Origin of the sequence: Ureibacillus aquaedulcis (assembly GCF_030418165.1) — a bacterium.
GTDB classification, from domain to species: domain Bacteria; phylum Bacillota; class Bacilli; order Bacillales_A; family Planococcaceae; genus Ureibacillus; species Ureibacillus aquaedulcis.
On record NZ_JAUHTQ010000025.1, the window covers coordinates 11788 to 32483 of the forward strand.

Annotated in this window: 19 protein-coding genes and 1 riboswitch; of the genes, 12 read left to right on the plus strand and 7 right to left on the minus strand. The window is 39.6% G+C overall.

Annotated features, from left to right (window positions below):
• The first annotated feature begins 1 nt into the window (after position 1).
• From QYB95_RS18655 to QYB95_RS18665, 3 genes are all read left to right on the plus strand, one after another.
• Positions 2 to 1117 carry a mandelate racemase/muconate lactonizing enzyme family protein gene (locus QYB95_RS18655; protein ID WP_301139873.1) on the plus strand — a complete coding sequence of 372 codons (1116 nt, stop codon included), beginning with the start codon at positions 2 to 4 and terminating at the stop codon, positions 1115 to 1117.
• 10 nt (positions 1118 to 1127) lie between these two features.
• Positions 1128 to 1820, plus strand: coding sequence for a GNAT family N-acetyltransferase (locus tag QYB95_RS18660; RefSeq protein WP_425609230.1), 693 nt, complete (start codon positions 1128 to 1130; stop codon positions 1818 to 1820).
• Between the two features lie 112 nt (positions 1821 to 1932).
• Positions 1933 to 2460 carry an HPP family protein gene (locus QYB95_RS18665; RefSeq protein WP_301139874.1) on the plus strand — a complete coding sequence of 176 codons (528 nt, stop codon included), beginning with the start codon at positions 1933 to 1935 and terminating at the stop codon, positions 2458 to 2460.
• Between the two features lie 57 nt (positions 2461 to 2517).
• Here QYB95_RS18665 and QYB95_RS18670 read toward each other — a convergent pair whose 3' ends face one another.
• Positions 2518 to 3225: a Fe-S oxidoreductase gene (locus QYB95_RS18670; protein ID WP_301139875.1), complete on the minus strand. Its 708-nt coding sequence runs from the start codon at positions 3223 to 3225 to the stop codon at positions 2518 to 2520.
• A 134-nt stretch (positions 3226 to 3359) separates the two neighbouring features.
• Here QYB95_RS18670 and QYB95_RS18675 point away from each other — a divergent pair, with 134 nt between their 5' ends.
• Positions 3360 to 3788: a DUF4395 domain-containing protein gene (locus QYB95_RS18675; protein ID WP_301139876.1), complete on the plus strand. Its 429-nt coding sequence runs from the start codon at positions 3360 to 3362 to the stop codon at positions 3786 to 3788.
• 179 nt (positions 3789 to 3967) lie between these two features.
• On the opposite strand, the gene QYB95_RS18680 is transcribed toward QYB95_RS18675, so the two are convergent.
• Positions 3968 to 4939, minus strand: coding sequence for a DMT family transporter (locus QYB95_RS18680; RefSeq protein WP_301139877.1), 972 nt, complete (start codon positions 4937 to 4939; stop codon positions 3968 to 3970).
• A 140-nt stretch (positions 4940 to 5079) separates the two neighbouring features.
• Positions 5080 to 6309, minus strand: coding sequence for a peptidase T (gene pepT, locus QYB95_RS18685; RefSeq protein ID WP_301139878.1), 1230 nt, complete (start codon positions 6307 to 6309; stop codon positions 5080 to 5082).
• A 139-nt stretch (positions 6310 to 6448) separates the two neighbouring features.
• Between pepT and QYB95_RS18690 the strand changes: the two genes are divergently transcribed.
• A complete protein-coding gene (locus tag QYB95_RS18690) occupies positions 6449 to 8143 on the plus strand; it encodes a hypothetical protein (protein WP_425609231.1) in 1695 nt (564 codons plus the stop codon).
• 177 nt (positions 8144 to 8320) lie between these two features.
• Here the strand turns inward: QYB95_RS18690 and nfsA are convergent, their stop codons facing one another.
• On the minus strand, positions 8321 to 9055 hold the full coding sequence (gene nfsA / locus QYB95_RS18695; RefSeq protein WP_301139880.1) for an oxygen-insensitive NADPH nitroreductase: 735 nt from the start codon (positions 9053 to 9055) through the stop codon (positions 8321 to 8323).
• A 127-nt stretch (positions 9056 to 9182) separates the two neighbouring features.
• Positions 9183 to 9815, minus strand: a complete 633-nt coding sequence (locus QYB95_RS18700) for a glycerol-3-phosphate acyltransferase (protein ID WP_301139881.1) — start codon at positions 9813 to 9815, stop codon at positions 9183 to 9185.
• Positions 9816 to 9968: 153 nt separating this feature from the next.
• Positions 9969 to 10077, plus strand: a riboswitch (SAM riboswitch).
• 114 nt (positions 10078 to 10191) lie between these two features.
• Between QYB95_RS18700 and QYB95_RS18705 the strand changes: the two genes are divergently transcribed.
• From QYB95_RS18705 to QYB95_RS18715, 3 genes are all read left to right on the plus strand, one after another.
• Positions 10192 to 11493, plus strand: a complete 1302-nt coding sequence (locus tag QYB95_RS18705; protein ID WP_301139882.1) for an O-acetylhomoserine aminocarboxypropyltransferase/cysteine synthase family protein — start codon at positions 10192 to 10194, stop codon at positions 11491 to 11493.
• A 247-nt stretch (positions 11494 to 11740) separates the two neighbouring features.
• Positions 11741 to 12130 (plus strand): hypothetical protein, encoded by a 390-nt coding sequence (locus tag QYB95_RS18710; protein ID WP_301139883.1) that lies wholly within the window; start codon positions 11741 to 11743, stop codon positions 12128 to 12130.
• Positions 12131 to 12576: 446 nt separating this feature from the next.
• Complete coding sequence (locus QYB95_RS18715) at positions 12577 to 13563, plus strand: homoserine dehydrogenase (protein WP_301139884.1); 987 nt, start codon at positions 12577 to 12579, stop codon at positions 13561 to 13563.
• A gap of 73 nt (positions 13564 to 13636) precedes the next feature.
• Here the strand turns inward: QYB95_RS18715 and QYB95_RS18720 are convergent, their stop codons facing one another.
• The gene (locus QYB95_RS18720) at positions 13637 to 13867 is read right to left on the minus strand and encodes a DNA-binding protein (protein WP_301139885.1); all 231 of its coding nucleotides are present in this window, start codon (positions 13865 to 13867) and stop codon (positions 13637 to 13639) included.
• Positions 13868 to 14153: 286 nt separating this feature from the next.
• Here QYB95_RS18720 and QYB95_RS18725 point away from each other — a divergent pair, with 286 nt between their 5' ends.
• Positions 14154 to 15008, plus strand: a complete 855-nt coding sequence (locus QYB95_RS18725) for a DMT family transporter (RefSeq protein ID WP_301139886.1) — start codon at positions 14154 to 14156, stop codon at positions 15006 to 15008.
• 133 nt (positions 15009 to 15141) lie between these two features.
• Here QYB95_RS18725 and QYB95_RS18730 read toward each other — a convergent pair whose 3' ends face one another.
• Complete coding sequence (locus QYB95_RS18730; RefSeq protein WP_301139887.1) at positions 15142 to 16806, minus strand: mechanosensitive ion channel; 1665 nt, start codon at positions 16804 to 16806, stop codon at positions 15142 to 15144.
• Between the two features lie 333 nt (positions 16807 to 17139).
• On the opposite strand from QYB95_RS18730, the gene QYB95_RS18735 reads away from it, so the two are divergent.
• Genes QYB95_RS18735 through QYB95_RS18745 form a run of 3 tightly spaced genes read left to right on the plus strand, consistent with a single transcriptional unit; the run spans position 17140 to position 20187 of the window.
• Positions 17140 to 17841 carry a response regulator transcription factor gene (locus QYB95_RS18735; RefSeq protein ID WP_301139888.1) on the plus strand — a complete coding sequence of 234 codons (702 nt, stop codon included), beginning with the start codon at positions 17140 to 17142 and terminating at the stop codon, positions 17839 to 17841.
• Positions 17831 to 17974 carry a hypothetical protein gene (locus QYB95_RS18740; protein WP_301139889.1) on the plus strand — a complete coding sequence of 48 codons (144 nt, stop codon included), beginning with the start codon at positions 17831 to 17833 and terminating at the stop codon, positions 17972 to 17974. Before QYB95_RS18735 ends, QYB95_RS18740 begins: the two co-directional genes overlap by 11 nt.
• Before the next feature lie 17 nt (positions 17975 to 17991).
• Complete coding sequence (locus QYB95_RS18745) at positions 17992 to 20187, plus strand: HAMP domain-containing sensor histidine kinase (RefSeq protein WP_301139890.1); 2196 nt, start codon at positions 17992 to 17994, stop codon at positions 20185 to 20187.
• Positions 20188 to 20696: the final 509 nt, after the last annotated feature.

The following is a 20696-nucleotide window of genomic DNA, read 5'->3' on the forward strand; positions in this document are numbered from 1 at the left end:
AATGAAAATCAAGCAAATAGAAATCTTTGCAGTAGATCTGCCATTGATTAAACCATTTATTATTAGCTATGCAACTTACCCAAACATTCAATCGATCATTGTTAAGATTACAACTGAATGCGGGTTGGTAGGCTGGGGGGAAAGTGTTCCGGATGAACATATTACAGGAGAAACTCCTCATTCAACTTATGCGATGCTAAAAAATACACTGGCACCCTTAATGATTGGACAAAACCCCATGGAGTTTGAAAAAATCCACGAATTAATGGATAAAAATGTACACAGGGCACCTGCGGCAAAAGCAGCTATCGATATAGCTTGTTTTGATGTGGCAGGGAAGAAATTAAACGTTCCGGTTTATCAGTTACTAGGTGGACGTTACCACGAAAAATTCCCGGTAACGCACGTTCTTAGTATTGATGAGCCTGAAAAAATGGCACAAGAGGCTGCACAAAAAGTGGAAGAGGGATATACGTCTTTCAAAATGAAAGTTGGCCAAGATGTGTTGGGTGATGTAAAACGCATTAATGCCGTACGTGAGCGGGTTGGTGAAGAAATCGCTATCCGTGTCGATGTCAACCAAGGCTGGGGTAATAGTGCTAATACACTGCAAGCCATCCGCCACTTGGAGGCTCTAGGAATTGACTGGTTAGAGCAACCTGTTGATCAGGATGATATCGATGCAATGGTTGAAATCAAGTCAAAATCGACTATCCCTCTTATGATTGATGAAGGCATTCGCGATATGAATAATATGCGTGAGATTGTTGCAAAACGTGCTGCTGATAAGGTGAATATTAAGTTGATGAAGTGTGGAGGAATCTATCCTGCTATGAAGCTTGCGCATATGGCGGAAATGGCTGGCATCGAATGCCAAATTGGTTCAATGGTTGAATCTTCGATTGGATCGGCTGCAGGTTTCCATGTTGCCTTTGCGAAAAAAATCATTAAAAGTGTGGAATTAACAGGTCCTGTTAAGTTTTCTAAAGATCCAGGAGATCTAAAGGAAAGCTATTGTATCCCGAACATCCAATTAACTGAACGTCCAGGTTTGGGTGTAAGTGTGGATGAAACACTGCTTGCTGAACTTACTCAATATTCGGATGCAGTAGAGTAGGTGGTGGGAGATGGTGAGTCCAATTTTTAAAGGGGTATTAGGTGATCGCCCATTTGAAGTAAGAGTACTGGATAGCAGCTATTTATCTAGCCTTATGGCATTACAAGAAGTGGTTTATGAGGACCTTCCAAATAAAGATACATTGCAGCCATTATCGGAAGAAGAATTTTTGTATATTTTAGAGGGGCAAGGGCTTATAATTGGGGCATTTGTTGCCGATGAGCTCATAGCTTTCCGAGCGGTTCTAATTCCGGAGATTGATGCCGAACATTTAGGCTATGCCATTGGGCTAGTAAACGAGTCGGATTTAAAGCGTGTTCTTTATCAAGAAATTTCGAATGTCCATCCAGAATTTCGAGGCCACGGTCTGCAGAAAATATTAGCAAACATCATAATGGAACAAATCGATACAACTGAATTCGACTACGTTGCTGCAACCGTGATGCCATACAATATTGCTAGTTTAAAGGATAAATTTTCCCAAGGATTCTATATTGCCAGTTTGAAATATGCGTACGGTGCAAAGTTGCGCTATGTTTTTGTCTTGGACTTACATAATCAACCAAGGTATAAAGAGGAGAAGGCAATAATCTCGATGGGTGATGTAGGAGCTCAACAAAAGCTATTGCAAGAAGGTTTTGTTGGGGTTTCCATGAAACTGCTTGGGGATGATTGGGTAATAGAATATCAAGAGCGATTTTAATAAGTAGCTTAAAGGCTGCCTTAAGGTCAATTCGACTGGCAAGGTAGCTTTTTCGTGTAAGCAAAGAGAGAAAAAGTTTTCAGTAGAATGAGAGATTAGTGGAGATAAGTTGATGATAAAAAACCAGGTTATAAAACCAGTCTTCGAGAAAATGAGAGGACATAATACATTCAATAATCGTACAACCATACCGGATGCTGCCATTGCCTCAGTCGGGGTATTTATTTGCATGTTTATTATATTTGAGTTAACTAAATATACGGATTCTTTATGGTTCATTGCATCATTTGGTGCAAGCAGCATGCTTGTAATGACGGCTTGGAATGCTCCTGTGGGTCAACCCCGTAATGTAATAGGGAGCCATCTTATTGCATCGTTCATCGCAATAGCTATATTGAATTTGTTTGGCTCATCACCCGTTATGATGAGTCTTGCTCTATGCTGTACCATCTTTTGTATGCTGATGACGAGAACATTTCATCCACCGGCATGCGGCAATCCTATCATCATTATGATGGGTGGCTATAGCTGGGAGTTTATGTTTCAGCCGATATTATTTGGTGCAATTATTATAGTTGTTTTTGGGCTAATCATTAATAATTTGCACCCAAAGCGAAAGTATCCATTGTATTGGTGGTAAAGTAAAAAAACAAGCTGTCTCATGGGAATGAGATGGCTTGTTTTAAAATAGAAGTCATTATTTCATTGGACAAAATTCACATTGCATTAAGCCAGGAACGTCTTTAGAAAAACAGCAGCTTTTTCTGATAGGTTTATTCACGATTTGGGCAGGGTTTTTCCCTCCGGTATATTGATAGAACCATGACTTGTTGGAGAAGAGTTGCCAAGCTTTTGTCCCCTCCAGGATTTCCAGATCCTCAAATGCGCGATCGGCCAGCAACGGGTTTTCAAGCTGTTCGTAATAATTCCAGAGCATGTAGCCAAAAAGATTCTCCCATAAAATAAGTGGAGAGATGGAAGTTGTTTTTCGTAATTGCAAAAAGACTTCATGGCATTGATAGAGCAGCTTGCTTATTACATATTCACGTTCATTGTCCTCGACGTAGCGGTAGTCGTTGGGGGTTATAAATGTACCGAGTGTATTGACCCCGAACTCATTAATCATGCTAAAGCGAACATCTACTTTCTTGCCATCCCATATTTCATCGTACATAGAAAGCATATAAAATTGCATCGCCATGAACATCCCATATCGTCTGCTAAAGTGAGATATTGCCGCTGTTTCCGTACTCGCCTGTGTGATGCCCATCATTAGATTTCTAAAATCCGTCAAATAAAAATCCTTATGCAAGTTTTCTAATGTAAATAATGGACGGTCGGGATTTTCCGTAAAAACTCCATATGAATTTAGAACACGTAATTGATCATAAGTCAGAGCAGGCATTTATTTCACCTTCATTTTTTTACCTTAACTATAACACTTTCTTGAAAAATGATGTAGATTTATAAATTTAGCTATACAAAAATGAATGATCATAATAATATAAATAAAACTAATAAGAAAAGTAGGTTTTATAAATGGAACAAGTACCTTCAATTCCTAGACCGTTAGTGAGAACAAATCAATGGACAATCTTCCTCTCTGTAGTCATAACATGGATTACAGGTAACTTATGGATCTTAACTATTCCTCTTATAGCCAATTTGATGGGAATATTATTTAACTTTAATCCAATTATGAAGGTCGCGAGAGTGTTTTTCATTAAAGAAGGGAAGAAATATATTCCGGAAGATGTGACACAACAAAAATTTAATGCATGTATTGCGATATTTTGTTTAATCGGAGGGCTTATTAGTTTTCTAGCTGGCTGGACGATTGCAGGATATGTATTTACAATCATGGTTGCTATCGCTTCATTTATTGCGATATTGGATTTTTGTGTAGGTTGCTATATTTTCTTCCAAATAAAACAATTTCAATATCGTCGAAGCTTTAAAAAATCCTAAAGAATAAGGGCTTAAAAGCTTTCTAAAAGTTTTGCAAATTGTTGACACACTAAATGAAAACGATTATCATTATCATATAAATAAAAAGACTTATTAGTCTACTAAGCTTTTCTCCAAGATGTAGGTCAAAACGTTCTTCCCCCCTATTTAGAGCGTTTTGACATAGAAAAGGCCTGGCTTCAGTGTTGAAGCTCGGCCTCTTTTTCTTTTGCGTGTGTATTTTTGGAAAGGTGCATCGTGTGATAGCTATGCAGTAACATACCGATGACAATGACACCAATGCCGATCAATGCAACTGGCTCTGGCAGGGGAACACTTAGCAAAATCATTTCACCAATTATAACAAATAAAACCTCTGTAGATTGGGTAGCCTCTACAGCTGCAAGTTTCCCTTGATCATCCCGAACTCGATCGGTTGCGATGAAAAATAATACCGTTGCAATAACACCAGAGCTAACCCCGACAATTAAGGACTGAAAGACTTGGTTTGTAGTGGGAAGTCCTACAGTAAATAGTGCAAAAACAGCTAGGATGATCCATGCCGGCAAGGAGGCAATGGTCATTCCCAGAACGCGTTGATAGGTATCCAACCTTCCCCCGCAAACTTCCATCATTTTACGATTTCCTAAAGGGTAGGCAAAGGCTGCAACAATAACGGGCAAAATTCCGAGCATCAACGTTTGAAGAGATACGGATTGTGCTTGTGGAACTTGAATTAGTAATATACCTATCAAAATTACTGTGGAGATGAGTAAAGAGATAACAGGGATTTTTTGGCGTATGCTTTTATCGCCGACAACTGTCACAAACAATGGAGCCAATAGAACACCCGCGACAATTGTGAATTGCCATGTTCCCGAAACAATCCATCCTGGACCAAAGGCAGCAGCGTATGTTAGTGGTCCATAAAATAAAACAAATCCTACAAAACTCCAAAGCAACCATTTGGATGGCTGGGATTTCATCTCATTTGTTAGAGGTCTCCATCCTTTACGAGAGAGCACAATAATCAGAAGAAAGGGGAGCATAAAGAAAAAGCGTAAAGATGCACTCCATAACCAACTTCCGCCCTCTAGTTCCATAGAGTGGTTCAAGATAAATGTAACCGCGAAAAACATGCTAGCAATTATTCCTAAAGCAATTTCTTTCAATCTAATAACCTACTTTCATACCAAGTTTTACTCTGGCACAAGCGCAATAGGATTCCTTGCTCTAAGGTGACTTAATATTCAGATATATCCTCTTTTAAAAAGAGCGAAGTAAGGTTTTCTTTCTTACTTCGCAGTGTATATTATTTACCTTGTGCTTCAAATAACCGGACAATTTCCAAAATAACTTCCGTTGCTTTCTCCATTGTTTCCCCTGAGACAAATTCAAATTTGCCGTGCATGTTTTCCCCGCCTGCAAAGATATTAGGTGTAGGTAATCCCATATACGATAATTGAGAACCATCAGTACCTCCACGCACCGGTTCAACAATTGGGGAGATATCTAAATTTTCCATCGCCTTGTAGGCAATGTCAACAATTTCTTTTACTGGCTCGATTTTTTCGCGCATGTTATAGTACTGATCTTCAATCTCAACAGTAATTGAATTCTCGCCGAATCTCTCTTTCACCATTTTCTCTACTTCAAGGAAATGTGCTTTTTTTGCTTCAAACTTTTCGCGATCATGGTCACGGATGATATAAGAAAGTTTTGCTTCTTCAATATGGCCATTAAAATTCATTAGGTGAATGAAACCTTCGTAGCCTTCTGTTTTTTCAGGTACAGCATCTGCCGGCATGGAGTTCTGGAATTTAATAGCGAGTGTAATCGCATTGACCATTTTCCCTTTTGCAGAACCTGGGTGTACACTTGTTCCACGAGTTGTCACTTTAACGCCTGCTGCATTAAAGCTCTCAAACTGCAATTCTCCTAATGGACCGCCATCCATAGTATAAGCGTAGTCGGCACCAAAAGCTTTTACATCGAATTTGTGCGGACCGCGGCCAATTTCTTCATCCGGTGTGAAAGCTACACGAAGCTTCCCGTGTTTGATTTCCGGGTGTTGCACCAAATATTCCATGGCTGTCATAATTTCTGCAATCCCCGCTTTATCGTCAGCACCTAAAAGTGTCGTGCCATCCGTTGTAATTAGAGTTTGCCCTACATAATTCTTTAAGTTCGGGAAGTAGCTGGGAGACATAATTAGTTCATTATTTAACTGAATATCTCCACCATCATAATTGTCGATACGCTGAGGATTTACATTTTTTCCTGAAAAATCAGGTGATGTATCAACGTGCGCTAAGAACCCGATCGTTGGAACTTCTTTGTCTGTATTTGCTGGTAAAGTAGCGAATAAATAGCCGTTTTCATCTAATGTAACTTCTGTTAACCCAATTTCCTCCAGCTCAGCTTTTAGTACCTTAAGTAAATCAAATTGTTTTTCTGTAGATGGAGTAGTTGAACTTTCAGGATTTGACTCAGTATCGATTTTGGCATAGCGAATTAATCGTTCGATTACTTGTTCTTTCATATATATAAATCCTCCTTACAAATTAGTGCTTATATTGTATCACTTTGCTTCGAATAGCGGAATAATCCAGGAAACTAAATTGACTAATATTTATGAAACTATATAGCTATCTATTCCGTAGAAGAATATATAAGAAAGGATGGTTCGAATGGCTCAAACATTAATAATGGCGCTAATAGCCTCAGTCATTGCAACGCTTCTCATTGTCCCTCTATCCAAGAAGGTGCATAATGGAGAAATTACGAATAAGCAACTTATAAATTCAATTATTTTGGTTCTAATTGCTAGTTTTATCGTAGGTTTTACAATTATTTATATTACAAAGATTGACTTGCATTGGACAATTTTTGCATACGTATTACCGATTATTGCCTTGCTTGGTACACTTCTTTGCAAAGGAGTGGAACAAACCTTTAAGGGATTTGTGTTTTTGGCGAGCTTGATCCTGCTTGCATTTATGCTTTGTGCACCGCTCTTTAATGCAGATGAAAAATATGAATCTGCCAAAATGGAAGAAAAGGTAGAGATTGAACCATTCGATGAAACACAAACACCAGCTAGTGTTCCTCCTCGATTTGCACAGAATAAAATGAAAAAAGCTTTTGGGCAAGTTCCGAATACAAGTTACTATGAGCTTGGAAGTTTACAAATTCAAAAGGTCAATGAACAGTATGTCTACATTGCACCGGTGGAATTTTCAGGGTTATTCAAATGGTTTAACGGGGAAACAACTCCTGGATACTTTACAATGAGTGCAACAGATTCAACAGATAATCCGAAATTTGTTAAAGCAGAAATGGCCTATGTACCATCTGCCTACTTCAATAAAAATCTGGAACGTCATATTCGTTTGGAGAATCCTACATTAATCTTCTACGGAGAACCTCAGCTAGAAGTGGACGATGAAGGGAAACCCTTCTATATTCGTTCATATGGAGACTTTATTTCTGCACGTAATGGTTTTGATGTAAAAGGAATCGTGATGGTGGATGCAGCGACAGGAGAATCTAAAGTATTAACTTTGGATGAAGTGCCCGAGTTTATCGATGGAGCAGTCTCACCGGAATCGGTTAGTCTACAGAATAGCTACTTCGGGAAGTATGTCCATGGGTTCTGGAATAGTCTGTTTGGCAAAAAAGATGTAAGACTGCCTTCAGATGAAGGAACGGAAGCAAATGTAAGTCCTATCTTCAACGAAAACGGAGAAATGTATTACTTCACAGACTTTACAAGCCCGAAAGAAGGCGTGGATTCTATGTTGGGGTATTCATTGACAGATGCCCGCACAGGCGAATCAACCTATTATACCGGCAACCTAGAGGAATCCTATATGGATTCACGAGGGGCATTGGATATTATTGAAAAGAAATTTATTGAAAAAGAGTGGCAAGGTGAAATGCCTATCCTTTATAACTTCTATGGGGAAGCAAGTTGGCTTGCACCTGTATTGGATTCAAATGGATTCTTGCAAAACTACTTCATTGTTTCAGCTGCCAATCCCGAGATTTCAGCATACGGTACAACACCGAACGAAGCCTTGAAGCAATATAAGACAGCGTTAAATCGCGGTGGCGGAACGGTCGATGGAACGTCGAATGCAGAAGAAGCGACAATTTTCGGAGATGTTGTGCGTGTCTATAAAGAGCGTGTCGGGGATTACACGATTGTTTCATTCCTGCTAAATACAGGTCAAAACTTTGTTGTCAGCTCACAAAACGCACCTTTAGCGATTTATTTACAAGAAGGGGACCGTGTAGCCATTACGTATTATGCGACAGAAGAGTTATTCCTGCCGATAAAAGAAATCAGGATTGAAGGCATTGTAACACATTAAAAGTTAGCCCAAACCAACGTGTTGGTTTGGGTTTTTTAGTGTGAAACTTCAAATGGCTAGATTATTGAGGAAAGTGGCTAGATTTCGACAAAAAGCGGCGAGATTATTAAAAAATGAGGTAAAAAAAGTTATACCCAGGCAAACTCTTCATTCGCCTTCGGTATCACCAATTTTCATCTACTTCCAATTAAATCCTTTAGAAGCCAGGAATTCTTTCATATGTGGTCGTCTTTGTTCGACCAGGAAATCTGCCATTTGTTTTGTCCAGTTGGCCATTTTCTGATTGGAGCTGCGGCTCGCATAGTATTCTTCCATTGTTCCATCGTATTGATCAAGCAGTGAATCGTATTTTTCCACATCATAGCCATTTTCGTGCAGAACGGCTTCTACAGGTAGACGTGGTTTTGTTTCATTGCGTTTTGTCGGCGTACCAATTGTCATCGCAAATAGCGGGAACACATAGTCTGGTAAGTTGAACAACTCACTGATTTCCTCTGGATTGTTTCGAGCTCCGCCAATATAGCAAATCCCGTAGCCGGCAGCTTCGGCAGCAATCACGAAGTTTTGGGCGAATATGCCAACGTCTGCAACCCCAACTAGTACATTTTCTGCACTATCTGCCACAATGTCCACACCTTGTTTTTGCCCCGCTGCTTGGAGGCGTTTAAAGTCGACACAGAAAAGAAAAGAGGCACCTGCTGTTTTAAATTGAAAATCATTTTTTGAAAGCTCACCTAGTTTTTGCTTTTTCTCTTCATCCGTCACCCAAATCACACTATAGGCTTGTACAAAGTGAGAGCTGGCTGCCATTTGAGCTGTCTGGATTAAATCCACGACGGTTTCTTTTGGAATTGCTTCACCTGTATATTTTCTTACGGATGTATGGCTGCGCAATAAATCTTTTGTTGACATTTCATTTCCTCCCCTTAAAAATTGCAAATTTAAAGCCTTATAGAGCAAAATGCTTCATAAGGCTATATTAGTATATTTTGTTATTTTTTCAAAGAAGAAGCGTTTCTAAAGGTTATCGAGTGTTAGCTCAACCCTTCTTCTTAAAGGCCGATGTAACTTTCGGTTCAGTGCCTGAGCGTACACGCTTGATATTTTCTATGTGAAGATAAAGTGCAATTAAAAATAGTGCCAGTGTAATGATAAAAGGCCATATAGTTTGCTCAAATATTAGGGCGGTTAGTGCAAAGATCACATACAAAACGAAAACGCCAATCAGCAAATAATTCGTTAGAAGTGATGCTATTACAAATGCGAGTACGGCGATTAGTCCAAATTTCCATTCAAGAGCAATAAAAATGCCTATTAGGGATGCCGTTCCTTTTCCACCACGAAATTTCATATGGATTGGGAAGTTATGGCCAAGAATCACGGATGCCCCAATTAGGTAGAGCAAAAGGGAAGTCTGTTCAACGGTAAAGGACCCAGAGTTTATTAAATATAAACGCAATAAAACAACAGCCGCTGCTCCTTTTCCGATATCAATCAATGCAACGAGAAGCCCATATTTCCAGCCCAGGGACAAGGTAGCGTTAGATGCTCCTGCATTGCCATGGCCAACTTCCTTTAAGTTGACGCCTGATAATAATCTTGCAATATTGGAGCCGTGAATGCAGCCAATGAAATAGCCTGCTATAGGTACAATAAGAATGGCGGAAAGCAAAGTGAAAACTCCTTTCAAAAGAACGCTTTTTACAATATACTCTATGATTATATAAGATGTTTCTGATATTTTCGAAATATTTTTAAAATGTAGTTGACAGAGTTGAATGCTATGAATTATAGTAATTTCTAACGATGGAACATGAATCAAATACCTTTATCCAGAGAGGCGGAGGGACTAGGCCCTACGATGCCCAGCAACCGGCGTATTTACGCAAAGGTGCTAATTCCTACAGATTTTGATTAGATCTGAGAGATAAGGGGAGGAAAAATTGCAACTTTGCAGCCCTCTTCTTAGAAGAGGGCTTTTGTTTTTCCATAAGGTCCTCCTCAATAAAAAGATCACCCCATCGATTCTAATTTAGGAGGAATGAAACATGTCACAACAACGACCGGAAACACAATTGCTTCATGGCGGGCAAACACCTGATCCAGTGACGGGAGCAATCGCAGTACCCATTTACAGAACGACTGCCTATGCTTTTGAAAATACGGAGCATGCACGGAAATTGTTTGCCCTGGAACAACCCGGAAACATCTATTCACGCATTATGAACCCGACTGTTGATGTCTTTGAAAAACGTGTTGCTTTGCTTGAAGGAGGGTCGGCTGCAGTTGCTTTATCTTCAGGTGCCGCGGCCATCGCTTTTTCTATCTTGAACATCGCTGGTACAGGTGATGAGATTGTCTCGGCAGGATCGCTATATGGCGGTACGTATAACCTATTTGCAAATACACTGCCACGCTATGGCATTACAACTGTATTTGTAGATGAAAGCAATCCAGAGAATTTCCAAGCGGCGATTACGGGCAAAACCAAAGCAATCTTTGCAGAAACAGTCGGTAATCCGAGCCTCAACATTTTGGATATTGAACGAGTAGCGGAAATTGCTCATGCGCATGGAATTCCGTTAATCATTGATAATACGTTCCCATCCCCATACGGATCGAACCCAATCGAATTCGGGGCAGATGTTGTTGTACATTCGGCAACAAAATGGATTGGTGGTCATGGAACAACAATTGGAGGAGTCGTAGTAGATGCCGGAAAGTTTGACTGGACAGGTGGACGTTTCCCGGGATTCACTGAACCAGACGAGTCCTATCATGGCATACGTTTCGGCATTGATACTGCAGGTGCCGCCTTTGCAACAAAATTGCGTGTGCAATTATTGCGCGATTTTGGACCAACCCTGAGTGCAGACAGTGCATTTAACTTCCTGCAAGGTCTAGAAACGCTTCATTTGCGTTATACAAAACACGGAGAAAATGCACTGAAGGTTGCACAATACCTTGAAAACCACCCATTCGTGGAATATGTCAATTATCCAGGCAAAGAAAACTTCCCATCGCATTCATTAGCGAAAAAATACTTGAAAAATGGTTTCGGCTCTATGCTTACATTTGGCATTAAAGGTGGCCGTGAAGTGGGAAGTAAAGTGATTGATCATGTACAGCTATTCTCCCATGTGGCCAATGTAGGGGATGCCAGATCTTTAATTATTCATCCAGCTTCAACAACACACCAACAGCTATCACCAGAAGAGCTGAAGGTGGCAGGTGTGTCTGAAGAGCTCATTCGTTTATCGGTTGGACTAGAGGCTATAGAGGATATTATTGCGGATCTGGAGCAGTCTTTAACAAAAGCAATTGAATCTCTATCACAAGCAAACGTTTAAGTAAAAATAGGAATGGGCGAAATTCACCTTTCATTTCATTCGTGAAGCGGATATTTCGCCGATTCTATCAAATGCCATTCATTCGGCTATCGATTATTTAAAACCGAGTATGTTTATAAGTTTTGTTGACATAGAGATATCTGATTTGTATAATTATTAATATAAAGCAAACTGGTCGGAATTAATAATCAATCACTAGCAATTTACTAATCGGATTGCCCAACTGGTGTAAAAGGAGTTTTGTTAAATGGGAAATATCTATAGTGCGCAGAATATCGCCGCATTTCTTATATATGAACTAAATGAAAAGGAAGCATTCATTAATTCGTTTTCACTTCAGCGCTTATTAGTTGCGGTGGATAATCTTTGGTTTAAACATTTTGGACATACAGCATTTAAAGAGGAAACCACAGCTTTTTTAGAAAGCAATTATTATATTAAAGAAATTTATGATGCATATAAAGAATTTGAAGATCAGCATCTAATTTTACCAGCAAAAGAGTGGCATCTAGAGTATGGTCAATTTCAGCTTGTTCATCGTCCATATGGAGTACCTATCTTTACAGGTAAAGAAATGCTGCTCATTAACGGAGTCGTTAGTAAATTTTGTGAGCATGCCATGAATAAAGCGTCCTAATATCTCCTATTTAACAAACAGCACCAGGATATAATAGAAAGCACACAATCTGATTGTAAGTAAGTATTATGATATAATAATTAATTAAGTATCTCGGATATAAGGGATACTTTTTTAATTTTATATAAGGAAGATATAGGTAAAGATACATTATTGGAAAAAGATATTAGAATATAGTATTTTATAAAATATTTATGAACCTTTTTGACCTGCTTAAAAAAACAATTGTCCACCTTAGGAAGAATGTTCTTGAGTTCCTTTCAAAATTAAAGTAAAATTCTCTTAAGTTAAGTTTTTCGAATTATTTGTTTTTATTCTGATAATTACTTATATCAGTTTGGCGTAAGATAATGTAAGGAATCGTAAAGCACCTTCCTAATACATTAAGATTCGTAGATGCCTAAAATATGCAAAGATGTAGAGTGAAGATGGAGGCGAGTATAGAAATGGCAACAATTAAGGCGGCCATCTTAGGTTTTGGCACGGTAGGTCAGGGAATATATCATATTTTGAATGAAAAACGTGAAGAGCTTCGTGATAAATTAGGTCTGGAATTGGAAGTAGCCAAGATTTTGGTACGGGATACAACGAAGGAACGAGTTCCAGGAACAGCACATTTATTAACAGACAGCATTGACGATTGCCTTTCCGTGAAGGGAATTCAGGTAGTCTTCGAAGCAATTGTCAACGAGGAACCTGCATATGGATATTTAAAGAAGGCTGTTGAAAATAAGTGCCATGTCATTACTGCCAACAAAGTGATGTTCGCAAAATGGGGACTGGAGTTACAGGAACTAGCAAGACAGAATGGTGTATTTGTTGGATATGAAGCAACAACGGCTGGTGGTGTACCGGTAATCAAAACAATGAAAAATATACTGTTGGTAAATAATGTTTCTAGAATTCAGGGTGTTTTAAATGGAACAACAAATTATATTTTAACTAAAATGCGGGCTGAAGGCTGGTCGTTTGAAGAAGCCCTAAAAGAGGCACAATTACTCGGTTATGCAGAGGCAGATCCTTATAATGATGTTTCAGGTCAAGATGCATTTAAGAAGCTGATGATCTTATCTTCACTTGCGTTTGGCGATCAACCGAACTGGGCAGATGTAGAAGTAGTTGGGATTGACAGTATTTCTGCAGAAGAAGTGGCCCAATCTATAAAAAATGGTCTGCGCTATCGCCATGTGGCAGAGGTTGAAAAGCATCAAGATGGTACACTTTATGCAAAAGTCGCGCCAATGCTGGTAGATAAAGAGCATCCGCTCTATCCAATCGATGATGTCTTTAATGCGGTTACCATGGAAACGAATTATATTGGAACACTTACACTAGTTGGGCCGGGAGCGGGCATGTATCCAACAGCCAGTGTCATGGTGGAAGACTATGCAGAAATTATCGGCAAACGTGCGGGTTTTGTCGTAACAATATAAAACATCTTGAAGCGTGAAAAGTAACTTTTTTCGCTTCAAGATGTTTTTTGCTTTCTTTATAACACAGATTCAACTAGTCCTCGTCCTTAATATCGGGATCTTCAGGGATAGGGGTGTTGCGCCAAATTTCAATTTCTTCTTTTATACGTTCCAATTGCTCATGATACGTATCGAATTGGGCACTGTTTACGAGGTACTGTGTTCCATCATGCACTGCTTTGATTCGGCCGGTATAGATGTAACGAAGTACTTGTTCTTCTGGCATCGAAATGTCCTTAGCAGTTTCGGCAACAGTTTTATACATGTATGGTAACCTCCATTTTATTATCAAATAAGTTGCTCCCGTTATTCGAGCATTGCGAAAACGAAAGTTTCATCATTTTTATTATAAGTGATTATTTTAAAAACGCTACAAGACAAATACCCTTTGGACTAGCCCTCGGAGTTTATTGCTCCATTATTACCGACAAAAGTATGGTAGTTGATTGCCTGGTCCCTTTGGTATAATTTAACAAGCCGGTTGAAGTAGGAGATCCACATAGTATTGTGCTAATTGAAATAAAAACAGTAAATAGTAAGGAGTGTAGTAAATGAATTTATATGCATACATATTTGTTTTACTAGCGGCAATGCTTTGGGGGACGGTGGGCACTACCCAAACTTTCCTGCAAGCCGATGTTTCTTCTATTGCCGTGGCAGCAGTCCGGTCGGCAATTGGGGGAGGGGTATTGCTCTTGGTTGCTCTTTTTATGAGGAAAATTAGTTTTAAGGCATGGTCGTGGAAGTGGACAATCCTCGCAGCCCTTACTATCGCACTGTTCCAATCTCTATTTTTCACCTCTGTCCGATTTACCGGTGTTGCTTTAGGGACGGTCATAACAATTGGGAGCTCCCCAGTGTTTTCAGGTTTAGTAGAATGGGCGATTTGGAAAAGGAAACCAAATCGGGTTTGGGGAATCGCAACTGCACTAGCCATTATTGGGTGTATTTTGTTATTTGTAAATAGAGGAGAAGCTTCCGTGAATCCCGTCGGAGTTCTTTTGGCATTGTGTGCAGGTCTCATGTTTGCGTTATATACGAACTGTAGCAAGCAATTAACAGAGAAGGAAGAAACGCTTCCGGCAGTGGCAATGACATTCACTTTATGTGCCTTGTTGCTATTGCCATTTTCGGGTGATGGTGTCCTGTGGGCATTTGAGGGACAGAATCTATTGCCGATGCTATTTATGGGTCTGGCCGCAACGAGTATAGCTTACCTGCTATTTTTGGGTGGGTTGGAGAAAATCTCTTCATCCTCTGCCGTAACACTATCTTTAGCTGAACCTTTAACTGCCGCATTACTCGGGGTCTTTTTGGTAAACGAATATTTAAGTCCCACTTCATGGGTTGGCGTTGTACTATTATTGGGCGGCATTATTGTATTAACGGTAGGCGCGAGAAAATAGGATTTAGGGTAAGGTTAGATCCATACTATTCGTTGCTGCTTTGACTTTATCCTGTTTTAAAACTATTCTATAGTTCGAAATTGCATCGCTAGAGAACATGAAAAAGGCAGCTAAATAGCTGCCTTAGTCTTTTTTATTTATTGAAATCATCCAGCCCATTATTGAGTGGATTCAACGGGTCGTTTACCGGATTTGTGTTTGTTGGAGGTATCGGTTTATCGACTGGTTTCGAAGCAGTGCCTTGTTTCATGTCAGTCATTGCTTCTTTCATAACTTTTTTTGTATCGACATCTTTATTAATGGTAGTTCCTTCAATTTTAGTATCCAGCTTTTGAAGATACTTGGCTGCAAAATCCTTTCCGCCAAGACCAAATGATAAGCCAAACGCCAGTGCAAGTGCGCCAAGAGTTAGAATAAACGCAGCATTGACGATGGAAGCAGCAAGGCCGAGCTGGTCTAGTGCCATAAAGATCGAGATGGCGATAATCGCCGCCTGTGCGACATTGGCCAGGAATTTATAATGCGGTCCTTGAAGAACGGTGCTGAGCAGTTTCTTGATAAGACTGCCGAGCCACAAGCCTACACCAAGGATGACAAGAGCTGCAATTACATGAGGCAGGTAGGCAATTACACCTGTTGCCAAAGTTACCATAAATTCAAGTCCAAGAATATTAAGGGCTTGTACCACAAACAACAGAACAATAATTACTTCCGCGATATAGCCAATGAGTTGGGAGAAGCTTAAACCATTGCCTGCAGCAGCAGACTTGCCTAGTCCCAAAGCGGAGAAGTAAGAGTTGAATCCAATGCGCGTAAGTAAAGTAGAAATGAATTTGCGTACCCATTTTCCAAGCCATACGCCAATCAATACCAGGAAAATTGCGACAGCGATATTCGGCAGCATCGTCAGGACATCATTAAGCATGGCAATCGCCGGTTGGGAAATGCCTTCAATATCCAAACGCTCGAGTGCCGCGATGACCGTAGGAATGAGAATCAGGACAAATACGGCTGTACCAATGACGGATGCCAGGCTTGTCCCAGTCAATAGTCGTGTTAACCCAAGTTTTGCCGTTAACTTTTCACTTCCGACAGCCTGCAGGAAATTCGTTACAATATCACGGACAATTTTCGCGATAAACCATCCTACCAATAAGATAAGTGCTGCTGCAAGAAGTTTAGGCAGGAATGCCAGGATACTTTCCAGCATGCCGGTGAACGGGCCAACAATGCCGTTTAGGTTTAGAGCACCCAATACAGCTGGAAGGAAAAGCAGCAAAGTCAGGTAAAAGACAATTTTAGCCACTTGATCCATGATATTGGCAGGCTGTCCTTTATCATCTGTTAAATTCCATTTGCGCAGCTTTTCATGAACTTTCAGCGTACTGCCGGTTTTTCTGATCAACATGCTCAGCCCAGTAGCAATAAGCCATGCAACGAGTAGAATCAGCGCAGCTTTTAGAATGCTTGGAATCGCAGCCATAATGGATGAGAACATGCCAACTAATGGTGAAGCGATGGTATCCAGATCCAGGATGTTAAAGAACAAGATAAAGACGAACACCAGCAGTAGATAATAAATAATCTTGCTGATTATTTTTTCAGAAGAATATTTTCTATTTGCATTATTGGGGAAAACCTTGTCATCCAGACTCGTTTTGCGGAGCCCTTTCAAAACTGCCTTCTCGATTGCTTTTGCAATCAACCATCCGATTAATAAAACTAATAGTGCTAATAAAAAATCAGGCAGTTTGACCCAAAGGTAATCAAATCCATTCCAGTAGCGATTATTGTCCAATCTCTTCACTCCTTCTAATTATTGATGGGAATACTCTTCTATACCCAATCCATTTCGGAGTAAACAGTCAACGGTGCAACCACCAACTATGCTCCCGAAGCACCCCTGTCTCCAAATTGACGAACCCTATTTTCTCTAAAAAATGCTAGTTTCGTATTTAAAATAAAGTAAAATGGAAATGTCAGTAAAAGGATGTAGTATTTATAAGGATTTGTATTTTTCAAATACATATAAATAAACCATAATCTTAAGAATTTCTTCAGAATTATACAGACTATAAATTAAGATTCGAGTTTTATGATAAGTACATAAGAAAAAGTTGAGGTGAGGGCAGTGGAGAAATTAACAGTGCTCGTTACAGATGATGACAAAGACATTCGTGATGGGATTGAAATTTATTTAAAAAATGAAGGCTATAACGTATTAAAAGCTGCTGATGGGGTTGAAGCATTAACCTTACTGGAAGAAAATGAAGTTCATTTAATCATCCTGGATATCATGATGCCTAACATGGATGGAATAACCGCTACATTTAGAATTCGCAACGCACGCAATATTCCCATCATCATGTTAAGTGCGAAGGCAGAAGATACCGATAAAATTCATGGACTTTCTGTAGGTGCAGACGATTATATTACCAAACCATTCCACCCGCTTGAGTTGCTCGCCCGTGTGAAGTCGCAGCTAAGACGGTATGTTCAGCTGGGAACCTATAACGGGACCGCACAACATCAATCCAAGGTAGAGGTTAACGGATTGGCGATTGATATGGAAGCCAAAGAAGTACGCTTAGATGGGGAATTAGTGAAACTAACACCCATTGAGTACAAGATTACGGAACTATTATTAAAAAATGCAGGGCGTGTGTTCTCGATTAATGAAATCTATGAGCTCGTTTGGAATGAAGAAGCTTATAATGCGGAAAATGTGGTAGCCGTACACATTCGGAAAATCCGCGAAAAAATCGAAACAAACCCGAAAAATCCTAGGTACTTAAAGGTTGTGTGGGGAATTGGATACAAAATTGAAAAGTAACATTGAGACAAGCCTAACCGTGTTGAGTCTCATTGCAAGTATTGTCGGTCTGTTCTTTATAATTACGAAAACGTGGCAGTTTGTAAATGAACATATTGATGAAACGATGGATTTATTAGTGAAATTATTTTAGAGGAGGAGAGAAAGATCGTGAAAACCAAAGGTAAATTGCTCCTCATTCTTTTTCTTATTGCGTGGTCAGCTTTTGCTGTCATTACATTTATCAATCATTCACATAATTACTTATTTAATTCATACTTTGATTCGGATTATTTTGAATCGTCGAGAGATAGCTATGTAGAACAGCTAGGGAAGTACGTACTAGCTCCGTTCGATGCAGAAACAGCAAAAGAGCAACTCAGCGTATCACAGGAAGAGATTGAAAACTATCGTAATTATTATGGAACTTTAACTGAGCAAGTTGATAATATCCGCCTGCAATACAGCGATCAAATCATGCAAGCGGAAGAGGATTCATCGCTAAAGGAAATGCTCGTGGCGGAGCGGGACACGAAGATTGCGGATATCAAGAAAAACTTTGAAAGTGACGAGTATGTAGAAGAGAAAATCGTAAAACTGAAAGAAAACGCCATTAATGAATATGCATCGGAACAAGCAAGTTTACGTCAAGATTTTCTGAACGAATATACTTATTTCAATTATCATTTTGTCAATGTAGAGACGGGAGAAATTCTGGATTCAGGTTCCCAACACCAAAATAATCTGTATAACGAGAATTTTGGAGATGAAACCCCATCCTTGACCGTTAATGGTACTGTTTATATTGATAGCTATGATAGTAACTATATGAATGAATCACTTCGAATTAATGGAAAAGTCGAGAAATTTGAAGGTGCAATTTCAATTCCAAATTGGATGGTAAAAAATGATTCCAATTTTGCTTTCGAATATCATTCCTTTAAAATGGCACAGATTATATACTGCATTGTTTGGATTACGGGAATTTTGGCGATTGCTGGATTATTTACTGTAGCAAAGCCTTCAAAGGAGCACTTTGAAGATTTGGAGAAATTACAAAAGATTTTCCTAAGCATGCCAATAGATGTACGTTTAGTACTTATAGTGATTGCGGTGGTTGTTTCGTTTGCACTAATAAGCAGCACATCCAATACCATAGGGAATCTATTTTATTACAGACAGGATTTAATAATGGCTATTTTCGAAGTAGCCACGAATATTTTCTTTATGTATGCTGCTGTATCAACCGTTATATTGGGGTCGATATGGACATGGGATACCATCAATAGCGAGGAAAAAGTGAAACAGCAAATCAAACATGCCATGCTGTATCGCTTATCGGATGGGATGCAGGATTTATTTTTAAACCGATCTGTCGGTATGCAAACAGTTGGTGTTTTAGCGGTTGCTTTCCTCGCGGGGATAGGATTTATTGGCGCAAGCTTTGGTGGGGGAGAATTAGTCATCATTTATATTCTGCTATTCTTCTTTATCGCATTACCGGCTTTCTTTGTATTCCTTCGCCACATGGGCTATCTCAATCGTATTATGAAGCAGACGCAAGAGATGGCAGCGGGCCGTTTAACGTCCGAAATCAAGGTAAAAGGAAAATCAATTTTTGCAAAGCATGCAGCTAATTTAAATGCCTTACGTGAAGGTGTAAGAAATTCAATGTCTGAGCAAGCCAAAAGTGAGAGGTTGAAAACAGAGCTGATTACGAACGTCAGCCATGATTTAAGAACACCGTTAACATCAATAATTACGTATACGGACTTACTGAAAAATCCGAATCTCACGGACGAAGAGCGTAAGCAATATATCGATGTGCTGGATAAGAAATCTGCACGCTTAAAAACGTTGATTGAAGATTTGTTTGAAGTGTCCAAGATGGCAAGCGGCAATATCGAAATAACAAAGCAGCATTTGGACTTAACTTTACTAATGAAGCAACTGATTGGGGAACACGAGGAAGAACTTGCTAAATCAAGTTTTGAATTACGGGTATCCATGCCGAAACAGCCTCTATTTGCCTATGTAGATGGACAGAAAATGTGGCGTGTCCTCGATAATCTCATTGTAAATGCAATGAAGTACTCCTTGGAAGGTACAAGAATCTATCTGACTTTAAAGCAAATAGGTTCAACAGCGGAGTTTACAGTGAAAAACGTTTCAAAATATGAGCTCACTGAAAATGTGGAGGAACTGACGGAACGTTTTAAACGTGCAGATGCCTCTCGTCACACAGATGGCTCAGGTCTAGGCTTGGCCATTGCGCAATCAATCGTGGACCTGCACAATGGTCGGTTAGCCATCGATGTAGATGGGGATCTATTTAAAGTCACGGTGTCAGTCCCGACTGCAGAATAACCGCTCCGTGAAATAGGGGGAGAAAAACGAATTCCGTTTTTCTCCTTTTTTCATTGTTGAGCAGCCTATTGGATTTTTAGGGTAGTAGTGATTTCTATCTGGAAAGTACTTCATGAGGAGGGTGAAGCACTTTAGAGTATAGAGATTGCATGTGAAAAGTACTTCATGGGAAGGATGAAGCACTTTGGGGAAAAAGATTTCAATAGAAAAGTACTTCATGCATGGTATGAAGCACTTTGGAGTAAAGATTTTCATATGGAAAGTACTTCAAGAGGGGGAGGAAGCACTTTTGGGAGACAAATTTCCTCAGAATGATGCTTCATTAATAAAAAATGAAATGCATTCAGAGAAGATGCGCCCATCGAAATGGTCCTCATACTTGCGGTCAAAGCATGTGTAAGTAATTTAGCAAACGGAATGATATGCCTCCAATTGGTAATAATCCCTAAAGAGAAGTGCTCTCTACATTCACTCAACAAAGAAACCCAGATATGAACATACCCTCCCAG

Coding starts and splice junctions, on each gene's coding strand:
- QYB95_RS18655 (WP_301139873.1), top strand. CDS start 2: ATGAAAATCAAGCAAATAGAAATCTTTGCAGTAGATCTGCCATTGATT.
- QYB95_RS18660 (WP_425609230.1), top strand. CDS start 1,128: ATGGTGAGTCCAATTTTTAAAGGGGTATTAGGTGATCGCCCATTTGAA.
- QYB95_RS18665 (WP_301139874.1), top strand. CDS start 1,933: ATGATAAAAAACCAGGTTATAAAACCAGTCTTCGAGAAAATGAGAGGA.
- QYB95_RS18670 (WP_301139875.1), bottom strand. CDS start 3,225: ATGCCTGCTCTGACTTATGATCAATTACGTGTTCTAAATTCATATGGA.
- QYB95_RS18675 (WP_301139876.1), top strand. CDS start 3,360: ATGGAACAAGTACCTTCAATTCCTAGACCGTTAGTGAGAACAAATCAA.
- pepT (WP_301139878.1), bottom strand. CDS start 6,309: ATGAAAGAACAAGTAATCGAACGATTAATTCGCTATGCCAAAATCGAT.
- QYB95_RS18690 (WP_425609231.1), top strand. CDS start 6,449: ATGGTTCGAATGGCTCAAACATTAATAATGGCGCTAATAGCCTCAGTC.
- nfsA (WP_301139880.1), bottom strand. CDS start 9,055: ATGTCAACAAAAGATTTATTGCGCAGCCATACATCCGTAAGAAAATAT.
- QYB95_RS18705 (WP_301139882.1), top strand. CDS start 10,192: ATGTCACAACAACGACCGGAAACACAATTGCTTCATGGCGGGCAAACA.
- QYB95_RS18710 (WP_301139883.1), top strand. CDS start 11,741: ATGGGAAATATCTATAGTGCGCAGAATATCGCCGCATTTCTTATATAT.
- QYB95_RS18715 (WP_301139884.1), top strand. CDS start 12,577: ATGGCAACAATTAAGGCGGCCATCTTAGGTTTTGGCACGGTAGGTCAG.
- QYB95_RS18720 (WP_301139885.1), bottom strand. CDS start 13,867: ATGTATAAAACTGTTGCCGAAACTGCTAAGGACATTTCGATGCCAGAA.
- QYB95_RS18725 (WP_301139886.1), top strand. CDS start 14,154: ATGAATTTATATGCATACATATTTGTTTTACTAGCGGCAATGCTTTGG.